The organism is Agrobacterium sp. MA01, assembly GCF_009650195.1.
Classification (GTDB): domain Bacteria; phylum Pseudomonadota; class Alphaproteobacteria; order Rhizobiales; family Rhizobiaceae; genus Allorhizobium.
The window spans coordinates 1,425,441-1,438,652 of sequence record NZ_CP045854.1; the positions used below are offsets into that span (position 1 = coordinate 1,425,441).

General features: G+C 61.4%; 9 protein-coding genes and 1 tRNA gene. 6 read left to right on the forward strand and 4 right to left on the reverse strand.

Features of this window, described 5'->3' with window-relative positions; genetic code table 11:
* Nucleotides 1-47 precede the first annotated feature (47 nt).
* Together GH983_RS06930 and GH983_RS06935 are read left to right on the forward strand one after the other, a co-directional pair.
* On the forward strand, nucleotides 48-1,214 hold the full coding sequence (locus GH983_RS06930) for a pyridoxal phosphate-dependent aminotransferase (protein WP_153762012.1): 1,167 nt from the start codon (nucleotides 48-50) through the stop codon (nucleotides 1,212-1,214).
* Between the two features lie 116 nt (nucleotides 1,215-1,330).
* The gene (locus GH983_RS06935; protein WP_153762013.1) at nucleotides 1,331-1,888 is read left to right on the forward strand and encodes a GNAT family N-acetyltransferase; all 558 of its coding nucleotides are present in this window, start codon (nucleotides 1,331-1,333) and stop codon (nucleotides 1,886-1,888) included.
* 75 nt (nucleotides 1,889-1,963) lie between these two features.
* On the opposite strand, the gene GH983_RS06940 is transcribed toward GH983_RS06935, so the two are convergent.
* The gene (locus tag GH983_RS06940; protein ID WP_153762014.1) at nucleotides 1,964-4,888 is read right to left on the reverse strand and encodes a ribonuclease E/G; all 2,925 of its coding nucleotides are present in this window, start codon (nucleotides 4,886-4,888) and stop codon (nucleotides 1,964-1,966) included.
* Between the two features lie 675 nt (nucleotides 4,889-5,563).
* On the opposite strand from GH983_RS06940, the gene GH983_RS06945 reads away from it, so the two are divergent.
* From GH983_RS06945 to prfB, 3 genes are all read left to right on the forward strand, one after another.
* Nucleotides 5,564-6,832: an N-acetylmuramoyl-L-alanine amidase gene (locus GH983_RS06945; protein ID WP_246727515.1), complete on the forward strand. Its 1,269-nt coding sequence runs from the start codon at nucleotides 5,564-5,566 to the stop codon at nucleotides 6,830-6,832.
* A 242-nt stretch (nucleotides 6,833-7,074) separates the two neighbouring features.
* Nucleotides 7,075-9,528, forward strand: a complete 2,454-nt coding sequence (locus GH983_RS06950) for a penicillin-binding protein 1A (protein WP_054150695.1) — start codon at nucleotides 7,075-7,077, stop codon at nucleotides 9,526-9,528.
* A gap of 105 nt (nucleotides 9,529-9,633) precedes the next feature.
* Nucleotides 9,634-10,762 (forward strand): peptide chain release factor 2 gene (gene prfB / locus GH983_RS06955; protein ID WP_171901550.1). Its coding sequence is split into 2 segments (ribosomal slippage): nucleotides 9,634-9,702 and nucleotides 9,704-10,762, totalling 1,128 coding nucleotides; the frame shifts between segments, so codons are not numbered across the junction.
* A 54-nt stretch (nucleotides 10,763-10,816) separates the two neighbouring features.
* On the opposite strand, the gene GH983_RS06960 is transcribed toward prfB, so the two are convergent.
* From GH983_RS06960 to GH983_RS06970, 3 genes are all read right to left on the reverse strand, one after another.
* On the reverse strand, nucleotides 10,817-11,536 hold the full coding sequence (locus tag GH983_RS06960; RefSeq protein WP_246727517.1) for a class I SAM-dependent methyltransferase: 720 nt from the start codon (nucleotides 11,534-11,536) through the stop codon (nucleotides 10,817-10,819).
* 91 nt (nucleotides 11,537-11,627) lie between these two features.
* Nucleotides 11,628-12,104, reverse strand: coding sequence for a hypothetical protein (locus tag GH983_RS06965; RefSeq protein WP_153762015.1), 477 nt, complete (start codon nucleotides 12,102-12,104; stop codon nucleotides 11,628-11,630).
* Between the two features lie 8 nt (nucleotides 12,105-12,112).
* The gene (locus tag GH983_RS06970; protein ID WP_153762016.1) at nucleotides 12,113-12,886 is read right to left on the reverse strand and encodes an NAD kinase; all 774 of its coding nucleotides are present in this window, start codon (nucleotides 12,884-12,886) and stop codon (nucleotides 12,113-12,115) included.
* 194 nt (nucleotides 12,887-13,080) lie between these two features.
* Here GH983_RS06970 and GH983_RS06975 point away from each other — a divergent pair.
* A tRNA-Thr gene (locus tag GH983_RS06975) sits at nucleotides 13,081-13,156 on the forward strand.
* Nucleotides 13,157-13,212 lie beyond the last annotated feature (56 nt).

Here is a 13,212-nt window from a genome sequence, read left to right on the forward strand (position 1 = left end):
CACGCGCTTTGCGGCAAATGTCGGGCGTCAGACCGAGGAGCGATCCGTTGATTTCCATTTCCAAGCGCAGTGCCGTCGAACCCTTCCACGCCATGGACATCCTGGCTGAGGCTACCCGCAGACGCCAGGAGGGCCGCCCGGTTATCTCCATGGCCGTTGGTCAACCCGGCCATCCTGCACCGCAGGCGGCGCTTCATGCCGCCCGCCAAGCGCTGGAAGGCGGCCGTATCGGCTATACCGATGCGCTTGGGCTGATCGGCCTTCGCCAGGCGCTCGCCGAGGAATACCGGCGTCGCCACAATGTCTCCGTCGACTGGAACCGCATTGTCGTCACCACGGGCTCGTCGGCGGGCTTCAACCTTGCCTTCCTCTCGCTCTTCGATGTCGGCGATGCCGTGGCAATCGCCAGGCCCGGCTATCCCGCCTATCGCAGCATCCTGGCAGCGCTTGGCCTGAAAGTGGTCGAGGTCGCCGTTGGTCCGGATACCGGCTTCACGCTGACGCCGGAAAGTCTGGAACTTGCGCAGGCCGAAGCGGGCGTTCGCCTCAAGGGCGTGCTGCTCGCAAGCCCCGCCAACCCGACCGGCACGGTCACGACCAAGGCGCAGCTGAAGGCCGTCTATGACTACTGCCAGGGTGAGGGCATCACGCTGATCTCCGACGAGATCTATCACGGCCTGACCTATGGCGCAGAAGAGGCGACCGCGCTGGAGATCGGCGACGATGCCGTCATCATCAATTCCTTCTCCAAATACTATTGCATGACCGGCTGGCGGATCGGCTGGATGGTGCTGCCAGAGGAACTGGTGCGTCCCGTCGAATGTGTCGCCCAGAGCCTCTACATCTCCGCCCCGGAACTCTCGCAGATCGCAGCGCTTGCCGCCCTGAGCGCGACCGACGAGCTGGAGCACTACAAGGCCGCCTGTCAGGCCAACCGCGACTTCCTGATGGCCCGACTGCCGGCGCTTGGCCTGCCGCTGCTGTCGCCGATGGACGGCGCCTTCTACGCCTATGTCGATGCAAGCAGCTTTACGAATGACAGCATGGGCTTTGCGAAGCGCATTCTCGCCGAGACCGATGTGGCCGTCACACCCGGCCGTGATTTCGATCCGATCGATGGCCATTTGGCACTGCGACTGTCCTATGCCGGCACCATGGCCGACATGGTCGAGGCGACCGTTCGGTTGGAGAAGTGGCTGCCGAAAAGCGCTTAGGCATTGAGCGAAATAGATTCGCAATCAAGGGCTTCGGGAATTTTGCTGACTCGGTTTGAAAGCAAGCTGAATCAGTTTCTGAAGTCGCCGGATCAAAGGCATGGGGAGGTGGGGTCATGATATCGCAACGGATCAGCCAGCTGGTCAGCGCGCCTGACATTCTCACCGACCGGACGCGGTTGCGCGCCCACCGGCTCGGGGATTTCGAGGCGATGCTCGCCATGTGGCAGGACGACGCCATCGTCCGCCACATCACCGGTCGCCCCTCGACGTCAAGCGAAACCTGGTCCCGGCTCCTGCGCTATATCGGCCACTGGCATGCCCTCGGCTTCGGCTATTGGGTAATCGAGGACCGTGAGACGGGGCTTTACCTCGGAGAAGCGGGCTTCGCCGATTTTCACCGCGACATGGATCCACCGCTCGGCTCCGCGCCGGAAGCCGGCTGGGCGATCGTCTCGGCAAGCCACGGGCGCGGTCTCGCAACCGAAGCCATGCAGGCCGCCCATGCGTGGATCGATGCTCATGGTACCCATGGCCAGACCGTCTGTATCCTGGCGCCAGAACACGCTGCATCGATCCGCGTGGCAGAGAAATGCGGCTATGCCCACGCCTATGACACTTCCTTCGCCGGTGGTCTGACATCAGTGATGAAACGCGCACGTCCCAGCGCCTGACCGGCGAGATCCTGGAGATAAAAAAAAGGGCCCCTTGAAGGGCCCTTCTTGCATTCGATCACAACCGCGCAGGTCTTAGAAGAAACCACCGCGCTTCTGCCACCAGCCGCCCTTCTTGGGCTTGGCATCGGTGCTGTCTTCCGTGGCCTTGACCGAAGTCACGACTGGTTCGGACGACGCCACGTTGGATTCGCGATTGGCGCGGGCGGCCTTTGCCTCTTCGGAAGCCGGGGCAGGGGCCGGCGCAGTGACCGGAGCCGGTGCGGCAACCGGTGCTTCTTGGACGACGGTCTCGGCGACAGGTGCCACCGGCGCGGCGACAACGGCGGCAGGTGCCACCTCAGCCACAGCTTCGGGTTCGGCGCTCACCTTGGCCTTGCGCGTGCGGCGCGGCTTCGGCTTTGTGGCCGCAACAGCCTCCTCGACGACCTCTGCAGTCTCCGGCGCAACGACCTCTACGGTCTCGATGGCTGCGGCCTCGACGGGCGCATCGTCCGCGTCATCGCCGTCACCATTGTCGTCGTTCTCGTCGGATGCTTCCATCGAGCCTTCTTCGCCCGGACGATTGCGACGGCCACCGCGCTTGCCGCGACGGCGGCGCTTGCGCTTCTGGGCGTCGTCACCATTGCCGTCACCTTCGGCTTCGATTGCGCGGATTTCGCCATTGCTCTCGCCGGCATCGTCCTCGCCCTCGTCGCCATCCTCGTCATCGAGGTCGGTGCCGTTGTCGCCATTCTGGCCGTCCGCATGCGTGCCGTTGCCGTTCTGGCCATTCTTGCCGCGGCGACGACGACGACGCTTGCGCTTGCGATTGCCTTCTTCGCTGTCGGCGCGCGCCTGCTGCGGTGCGCTCTCGACCTTGGCGGCAGCGACGACGATTTCTTCCTCGTCTTCGTCCTCGGGTTCCGGAACGTAGTCGTCCTCTTCCTCGATCTCGGGCAGGAGCGACAACAGGCTCTCGATCTTCACCGGGTTCTCGACGGCTTCGCCGCGCTCGATGGTGAAGTGCTGCGAGCCGCCATGCTGGGCGGGCATGCCTCCGTCGATAACGATCGAAACGCCGAAGCGGCCTTCATAGTCGACAATCGTGTCGCGCTTCTGGTTGAGGAGGTACAGTGCCGTCTCCGGCGTCGTGTGCACGATGATGTCGTGCGTCGTCGCCTTCAGCAGAAACTCCTCGATGCCGCGCAGAACATGCAGGGCAACGGACGACTGCGAGCGGATGAGGCCGGTACCGGCACAATGCGGGCAGACCTGCGTGGTCGATTCCAGAACCGAAGCGCGGATACGCTGGCGCGACATTTCCAGAAGGCCGAAATGCGAGATGCGGCCGACCTGAATGCGGGCGCGGTCGTTCTTCAGGCAGTCCTTGAGCTTCTTCTCGACAGCGCGGTTGTTGCGCTTTTCTTCCATGTCGATGAAGTCGATGACGATCAGGCCGGCCAGGTCGCGCAGACGCAGCTGGCGGGCGACTTCTTCAGCCGCTTCGAGGTTCGTCTGGAGGGCGGTGTCCTCAATCGAGTATTCGCGAGTAGAGCGACCGGAGTTGACGTCGATCGAGACGAGCGCTTCCGTCTGGTTGATGATGATGTAGCCGCCCGACTTCAGCGTCACCTGCGGCTGCAGCATCTTGTCGAGCTGGGCTTCGATACCCGAGCGCGCAAAGATCGGATGCAGGTCGCGATACGGCTGAACCACCTTGGCATGGCTCGGCATCAGCATCTTCATGAAGTCTTTCGCTTCACGATAGCCTTCTTCGCCCGAGACGATGATCTCGGAAATGTCCTTGTTGTAGAGGTCGCGGATCGAGCGCTTGATCAACGAACCTTCTTCATAGACGAGGCATGGCGCGGTCGAGGCGAGCGTCAGCGTGCGGACGTTCTCCCACAGGCGCATCAGATATTCGAAGTCGCGCTTGATCTCGACCTTGGTGCGGTTGGCACCTGCGGTACGCAGGATCACGCCCATGCCCTGCGGCACTTCGAGGCCGCGGGCGATTTCCTTCAGACGCTTGCGGTCGGTCGGCTGGGTGATCTTGCGGGAAATCCCGCCGCCGCGCGCCGTGTTCGGCATCAGGACCGAGTAACGGCCGGCGAGCGACAGATAGGTCGTGAGCGCTGCACCCTTGTTGCCGCGTTCTTCCTTGGCAACCTGCACCAGCAGGATCTGCCGGCGCTTGATCACTTCCTGGATGCGGTACTGCTTGCGCGGCTTGCGCACGACGCGATCCGGAACCTCTTCCATGGCGTCTTCAGCGCCAACGGATTCGATTTCTTCCTTTTCCTCGATGTGATCGTCGTCATCATCGTCGCCGTCATCATCGTCGCGACGGCCACCACGGCGTCCGCCGGCTTCTTCGGAAATCTCGTCCATGTCGACTATGGCAGCGATCGTGCCGCCTTCGACGTCATCAGAACTTTCGCTGCCTTCTTCGGCTGCGGTCTCCTCTGCGGCGACCTTCTTGGCACGCGGCTTGCGGACACGCTTCGGCTTGGCCTTGGCCACAGGCTCTTCGGCTGCGGCTTCGCTCTCGCCTTCGACGACGGCTGTCGCGGCTACATCTGCATCGGCCTCAGCCGCCAGTTCGGCTGCCACGTCATCGACGATCGCCGAGGTGACGGAGTTGGTGGTGTTGATGCCGATGTCGGGCTGATCTTGCTGGGCGGGGTCGTTGAAGACCTCATCGCCTTCGACGTCGTTTTCCTTGCGGTGCTCTTCGGCTTCCGCACGAAGCAGTGCCTGACGGTCGGCGAGGGGGATCTGATAGTAGTCGGGGTGAATTTCGGCGAAAGCCAGGAAGCCGTGACGGTTGCCGCCGTAATCGACGAAAGCGGCCTGCAGCGAGGGCTCGACCCTCGTTACCTTCGCCAGATAGATGTTGCCGCGTATCTGCTTCTTGTGTTGGGATTCGAAGTCGAATTCTTCAATACGGTTACCGCGAACGACGACAACGCGCGTCTCTTCTTCGTGAGACGCGTCGATTAGCATTTTGTCTGCCATTTAAGCTGTGCTCCTCGGCGCCCTCGGTCGGTGGTCCACCCGCGCGCTGAACTTTAAAGCGGCTGGAACCTAGCGGACTGTGCGCCGGATATAGATGTGGACGCACGGAGGACCGGGTTTGCAACATACGGACGGACAGCGGGACACTTTCTGATCCCGATCCGTTCCTGGTTATGTAAACCTGTTGCAAAGACATCAAAAACCGTACGTCAACGACAATGATATGAACCCCACGGGGCCCGATGAATGCTCGGTGAAGAGCTGATGGTGGAGAGCCACCGATGATGTGCCGACCTTGTCGGCGTGTTGAACCAGTTTCAGGAAAAAATGCGGCGACGGCAGATGAATGTCCGGTTGAACAGGCGCCAATTCCATTATCTGAGGTTGGCAGCCGTGGGCGGAATTCTATCCCGTTTGCACTTTTATCCCTCGTGTGCCTTGTATGTTTTCTACGTCACAATAGCAAGAGCAAACGGATTTATGCCATAATGGCAGTGAATTAGAGACACTGCCTCTGTGCGCGTGATTCCGAGGGTGAAAGCGGTTGCGAACCGCAATTTCGACGCTCATCGGGCCGACAGGACGAGGCATGCGGCGGACAATTGCAGAAAATGGCGAAGCGTGCGGCTTGTGATTTGTATCACAGTTGTGACGTTGCCGCGACGGGGGCAGGATTTGACAAGAGCATTGGCGGTACCGGCGGGGCGAAAACCTGCGCTTTGGGCCCGAATCGGTCTGGCGGCGCTCGTCTGGCTGGCGCCGATTGCGCCTGTTGTCGGCACGGTCCAGGCCGTAACCGCTGAGGCGCCTGTCGAGCGTCTCGTAGCCTATGGCGCGCGCATCGCTGGTGACGAGGCGCGGACGCGCATCGTTCTCGATTTCGATCGCGCACCGACGATCGCCACCCGCTACATCGCCAACCCCGACCGGATCGTCGTCGACCTTCCGGCCACGGCCTTTGCCTTCGCGGAAGACGACTTGAAGGCGACCGGACTGTTCAGTGACATTCGCTATGGCTCGATGGATGCCGCCTCCGCCCGTCTGGTTCTGACGGCGGCACGTCCCGCGCGGCTTGCAACCGCCACCGTGATGCCGAACGAGGCCGAAGGCGGCTATCGGCTGGTGCTTGATGCCGAACTGGTTCCTGCCCAGGACTTCGCAGCCCTTGTGTCGGGCCAGGCCTGGAGCGAACCGCAAGAAGCAGCTTCGTCCACGAGCGCGCTGCCGGTTGCGGCAGCCGCGACCGACGAATTCGTCATTGCGATCGACGCTGGCCATGGCGGGATCGATGCCGGCGCCACAGGGGCGTCCACCAAGGCGGCAGAGAAGGACATCACGCTCGCCTTTGCCAAGATCTTGAATGAAAAGCTGAAGGGGCAGCCCGGCATCCGCGCCGTGATGACGCGTGACGCCGACAAATTCCTGTCGCTCTCCGAGCGCGTGCTGATTGCGCGGCAGAAGGGTGCGGATCTCCTGATCTCGCTGCACGCCGACACGCTGCGCCAGGCGGACATCCGGGGAGCCACCGTCTATACAATTTCGGACAAGGCCTCCGACCACATGGCGGCCCAGCTGGCGGAACGCGAGAACTTTTCCGACACCATCGGCGGGGTGCAGCTGCCGACGGAAACCGAGGCGGAGGTGGGGGATATCCTGCTTGACCTGACCCGCCGGGAGACGCAGGCTTTCTCGATCGCCATGGCCCAGGCCGTGGTCGGATCCTTCGAGGGACAGATCTCGCTGATCAACAATCCCCACCGCCACGCTGGCTTCCGCGTGCTGCAGGCGCCTGATGTGCCCTCCATTCTTCTCGAGCTCGGATTCCTGTCGAACAAGGAAGACGAAAAGCTCCTGCTCGACCCGGTCTGGCGCGACAGGGTGGCCGATCTTCTGGTCGAGGCGATCAAGCGCTATCGCGAGCCGCAGTTCGCCAATGGCGGTTAGGCAACATCCGCCGAGGGAACCTGTGGTCGAGGCGGATTTCTGCCGCTAACGGCCCTATTTTCCTCACATTGTCTCCGTTACTCCGATGTAGGTTACGCAAAGGTGAGCGATCTCGAATCGCGGGGCCTTACGCGTGAAGTCCGCATGTCTTGCCATCCACCGCATGACGTGCAAAACGCCACAGGGTATGCGAAGCTCTAAAAAGGGGCGCGCGAACCTGAAGCAGAGCCGGTAGCGGAAACATGATCAGACTGATTGGATATCTCTTCGGATTGGCGTCCGTGCTTGCGCTCGGCGTCGCGGCGGTCGTTGCCGTCTATCTGATAGGTGTGACCAAGGACCTGCCGGACTACGAGGTTCTCGCCAGCTATTCGCCGCCGGTAACGACCCGCATTCATGCCGGCAACGGCGCGCTTGTGGCCGAATATGCCCGCGAGCGCCGGCTGTTCCTGCCGATCCAGGCGATCCCGGACCGCGTCAAGGCGGCGTTCCTTTCCGCTGAAGACAAGAACTTCTACAACCATCCTGGCGTCGACATCACCGGCCTCGGCCGCGCGATCCTGGTGAACGTCCAGAACCTCGGGTCTGGCCGTCGCCCGGTGGGCGCTTCGACGATCACCCAGCAGGTGGCAAAGAACTTCCTTCTGTCATCCGACCAGACCATGGACCGCAAGATCAAGGAAGCGATCCTTTCCTTCCGCATCGAGCAGGCCTATTCGAAGGACAAGATCCTCGAACTCTATCTGAACGAGATCTTCTTCGGCCTGAACGCCTATGGCATCGCCGGCGCAGCGCTCACCTATTTCGACAAGTCGGTGACTGAACTCACCATCGCCGAGACCGCCTATCTCGCAGCCCTGCCGAAGGGGCCGAACAACTACCATCCCTTCCGCCGCACCGAGGCGGCGATTGAGCGCCGCAACTGGGTCATCGACCGCATGGTCGAAAATGGCTTCGTTGTCCGGGAAGAGGGCGAAGAGGCGAAGAAGGAACCGCTCGGCGTCAATCTGCGTCGCACCGGCTCCTCGCTCTTCGCGTCCGACTATTACGCCGAGGAAGTCCGCCGCCAGATCATCGAGAAATATGGTGACAAGGCACTTTACGAAGGTGGCCTTTCGGTCCGCACCTCGCTCGACCCGAAAATGCAGATCGCAGCCCGCAAGGCCTTGCAATCGGCCCTCTTGACCTACGATCAGCGTCGCGGCTTCCGTGAGCCGATTAAGACCATTTCGCTGGACGGCGACTGGGGCGTTCCGCTCGCCGAAATCTCCGGGCTTGCCGACGTGCCGGAATGGAAGGTCGCCGTCGTGCTCGACGTCGCCGCCGATGGCGTCGATATCGGCCTGCAGCCGGCCAAGGAAGGCGGTGGTCAGGTCGTCGCCGAGCGGGTTCGTGGCCGCATTGCACCCGATGACATGGAATGGGCCTTCCGCTCCGCGAGCGCCGATCGGAAGTCGACCAAGTCGCCCGTCGGTGTCCTCAATCCGGGTGATGTGGTCTATGTCGAGGCCAAGGAAGAGGGTTCAAGTGCCTACCGTCTCCGCCAGTTGCCGAAGGTGCAGGGCGGTCTCGTCGCCATGGATCCGCATACGGGCCGCGTGCTGGCACTTGCCGGTGGCTTCTCATACGCCCAGTCCGAATTCAACCGCGCGACACAGGCGATGCGTCAGCCGGGTTCGTCCTTCAAGCCCTTTGTCTACGCGGCCGCTCTCGACACCGGTTACACCCCGGCGTCGGTCATCATGGATGCGCCCGTCGAATTCGTCTCCGGCGGCCAGGTCTGGCGTCCGCAGAACTATGGCGGCGGATCGGCCGGCCCACAGACCCTGCGCCTCGGCATCGAGAAGTCGCGTAACCTGATGACGGTGCGCCTCGCCAACGACATGGGCATGAACCTCGTCGCTGAATATGCCGAACGCTTTGGTATCTACAACAAGATGAACCCGGTGCTCGCCATGTCGCTCGGCTCGGGTGAAACCACCGTCATGCGCATGGTCTCCGCCTACGCCGTGTTTGCCAATGGCGGCAAGCAGATCAAGCCGACACTGATCGACCGTATCCAGGACCGTCACGGCAAGACCATCTTCCGTCATGAAGACCGCATCTGCGAGGCCTGCAACGCCGAGCGCTTCACCGGTCAGGAAGAGCCTGTCGTCGTCGACAACCGCGAACAGGTTCTCGATCCGATGACCGCGTACCAGATCACCTCTATGATGGAAGGTGTTGTGACCCGCGGTACGGCAGGCGGCAAGATCAAGCTCGACCGCCCCGTTGCTGGCAAGACCGGTACGTCGAATGACGAAAAAGATGCCTGGTTCGTCGGGTATACGCCCGATCTGGTCGCCGGCGTTTATATCGGTTTCGATCAGCCGGCGCCCATGGGGCGTGGCTCGACCGGTGGTTCGCTCGCAGCCCCCGTCTTCAACGACTTCATGCAGATGGCGACGGCCGACACCCCACCCGGCCAGTTCTTCGTGCCCGCCGGCATGAGCTTCATTCCGGTCAACAGGACAACTGGCATGTTCGCCTATGAGGGCGAGCCGGACACGATCATCGAGGCCTTCAAGCCCGGCACGGGTCCGGCCGACACGCTGTCGATCATCGGCATGGACGGCTACGCGCCGCCAGAAGAAATTCTGCGCGACTCGCCGCAGGCCAACCAGGCCGTCACCTCGGGTTCCGGCGGCCTGTTCTAACCCTCATATGACCATCAGTCGCGACCCGGCCCTTTACATCAGGGCCGGGCGCAACTATGCGGAAGACCAGATTTTCACCAGTTTCAGAGGTTGAGAACCGAACGCATGCGTAATGAAATCGAGAATGTCGTCGACGAAATCAAGCAGGCCATAAGCCTGCTGAGGAGGCATCTTTGACTGGGACCAGGCGATAAGACGACTGGACTGGTTGAACAACAAGGCCGAGGATCCGAACCTCTGGAACGATGCCCAGGAAGCGCAGAAGCTGATGCGCGAGCGCCAGCAGCTGGATGACAGCATTGCTGGCGTGAAGCGCCTCGAACAGGCGATGAATGACAACATCGAGCTGATCGAGATGGGCGAGGAAGAGGGCGATGAAAGCGTCGTCAAGGACGCCGAAGACCAGCTGAAGGCCCTGAAGACGGAAGCCGCACGGCGTCAGGTCGAGGCCATGCTGTCTGGAGAAGCCGACGGCAACGACACCTATATCGAAGTCCATTCCGGCGCCGGAGGCACGGAAAGCCAGGACTGGGCGAACATGCTTCTGCGCATGTATACCCGCTGGGCAGAGCGCTCGGGCTTCAAGGTTGAAGTGCTGGAAGTGCATGACGGCGAAGAGGCCGGCATCAAGTCCGCGACCATCCTGGTCAAGGGCCACAATGCCTATGGCTGGATGAAAACCGAATCGGGCGTGCACCGTCTGGTCCGCATCTCGCCCTATGATTCGAACGCCCGTCGCCACACCTCGTTTTCGTCCATCTGGGTTTATCCCGTGGTCGACGATTCGATCCAGATCGACATCAACGAGAGCGATTGCCGCATCGATACCTTCCGCTCGTCGGGTGCCGGCGGCCAGCACGTCAACACGACCGACTCGGCCGTGCGCATCACGCATATTCCGACCGGCATCGCGGTTGCCTGCCAGCAGGAACGGTCGCAGCACAAGAACAAGGCCAAGGCCTGGGACATGCTGCGCGCCCGCCTTTACGAGGTCGAGCTGAAGAAGCGCGAAGAATTGGCCAATGCCGAAGCCGCCTCCAAGACGGATATCGGCTGGGGTCACCAGATCCGCTCCTACGTTCTGCAACCCTACCAGCTGGTCAAGGACCTGCGCACAGGCGTCGAAAGCACCGATCCGGATAGCGTCCTGAACGGTGAGCTTAACGAGTTCATGGAAGCCGCTCTCGCCCACCGCATCAGCGGCAAGGCATCTGAGGTTTCCGACATCGACTGATCAGATCGGTCAATGGACATTAAAAAGGCGGGGCACCGGGTGCTCCGCCTTTTTTCATGCCGATACCTTGCTCGCCACCCCAGGCGTATCCCCGGCCTGAGCACCCGCCACGGTGTGGCGTATCGCTGTGAAGGACTTCGCAAATCCGAGGAAGGTCTCCGTGCAGATCGAGGCGTCCGGGAACAGATGCTGCATCTGACGCCGATCCAGCAGGCTCGCATCCTCCAACGCGCCCATGGCCTCGTCGAGGTTGGCGGCCTTCGGATAAAATCCCGTGCGCATCATCAGATGTGTCCGATACCGCATCGGGTTGGGTAGCCAGTGGATGAAGGGCAGCCTCGCATGCGGCTCGATCGGGAAAGAAAAGCTCGGTGTCTGGATCGCGTAGGATGGCGCAAGCCGTCTGACTTCAGCGGCGAAGGCCCGCTTCCTGGCCCAGGATCCCACATGCTCGATCACCGAGTTGGAGAAGACGATATCGAAGGCATTGTCTTCGAACATCGGAAGCGAGCAGGCATCGCCGACCGTGGTTTTCACGCCTGGCAGATGGCCGCCCTGGTTCTCGGACTGGTCCGCAACGTTGATGCATTCGACCGAAGTGCGCGCCAGATCGAGCTGGTATTGCCATGTCTGCCAGAACTCGGCAGTCCCTCCAAGATCGATGATGCGGCAGGTGCCCTTCATCCGAACGACATCGTCGATCATTCGTCCCAGTTGTTCGATGCGTCTGCGACGGAACCGATTGCCCGAAGAAGTCGGGGAAATGTTGAGCATGAAGGGTTCCTGACGCTGGCAGAGAAGGAAACCCATAGGCAATTCGTGTTGTGCTTGTAAATCTGATGCTTAATGCTTGGTTAACGCAGCATCAGTTGCTCGCGCGTTCCACCTTGATGTCGCCGAGTTCGTCGATCAGCACCGTCCATTCCTCGACACGATCGGTTTCCGGCGAAGTCTTGAGATAGACGGTGGCAAAGAATCCGGGCGTTGCCGCAACTCCGGTCATGCTTTCGGGACGAATGCCGGTGACATAGGGCTTGATGGCCGTGAATTCTTCGAGCTCGACGCTCTCCACAAGCCTGAGCCCGCCTTCGCCAGAGGCGATCATCTGCAGATGGATACGGGCGGTTCGGTCCTGCTGGCGGATCGCGACCAGCTTGTAATAGCCGCGTTCGCCGGCTTCAACCGGCGTCTCGACATCAGCCGCACCTTCCGCCCCTGATTCCCAATAGCCGCCGCTGATCACAAAGGTTGCCGTCACCGGCAGCGCACTGATCTCGTCTGCGATGACCGGAGCGGACAGGAACAAAGGGACCAGCAGGGCAGAGAGGGCGAGAACCTTCATGGGGAACCTCAATCGGAAAACTGTTCGGCTATGATCCGGTCCGACCAGGAGCGATCGGGATCCGACAGGATACGCGCCGTCGTGTCTTCCGATTGCGCTATCTCTACCCGAAGAACCGATTTGACCTCGGTATGGTCGGCCACCGCATTGACCGGCCGCTTCTCCGGCTCCAGCACCTCGAGCACCACGGTCACCTTGTCGGGCAGCAGCGCTCCACGCCAGCGTCGTGGCCGGAACGCACTGACGGGTGTCAGCGCCAGAAGCGGTGCCTCGAGCGGCAGGATCGGCCCATGGGCGGAAAGATTGTAGGCGGTCGAACCCACCGGCGTCGCCACCATCAGACCGTCACAGATCAGTTCCTCGAGCCGTACCTGTCCGTCGACAATCACCCGGAGCTTGGCTGCCTGGTAGGACTGCCGGAGCACCGAGACCTCGTTGATCGCCAATGCGAAGGAGATCGACCCGTCCGAATTACTCGTGGTCATCTTCAGCGGATGAAATTCGTTCTCGACCGACGCCGAGATCCGCTCGGGAAGATTGTCGGTCGAATAGTCGTTCATCAGGAAGCCGACGGAGCCGCGATTCATGCCGTAGATCAGCTTGCCGGTGTTCATCGTGTCATGCAGCGTCTGCAGCATGAAGCCATCGCCGCCGAGGGCCACAATGACGTCGGCCTCGGCCGGCTCGGTATGGCCGTAGCGACGAATCAGCTCATTGCGCGAAGCCTGGGCTTCGTCCGTATTGGAGGCGATGAAGGCGAGCGACCGGAACGTGCGAGACATGGCGAGCCCTGATGAAATGTCGCCAAGTGGTACATGACATCTACCTGTAACCACAAGCCGTTTTGCCCCGGAATCGGTTCGGCGCGCCGGCGGGCGAAGCATTTGGCCTGCGGTCACTTATTCACCATTTCCGCTAACCCTGGCCCGATTTTTTGCTTTACCGCAAACCGATTTCCGCCTAAACACCCCGCACTGCCCTTGTAGCTCAGTTGGTAGAGCACCTGATTTGTAATCAGGGGGTCGCGGGTTCGAACCCTGCCGGGGGCACCACTTCTCGCCACACATTTTCGTTTTTCCCATTGTCCTAACAGGCACTTGTTTGGCAT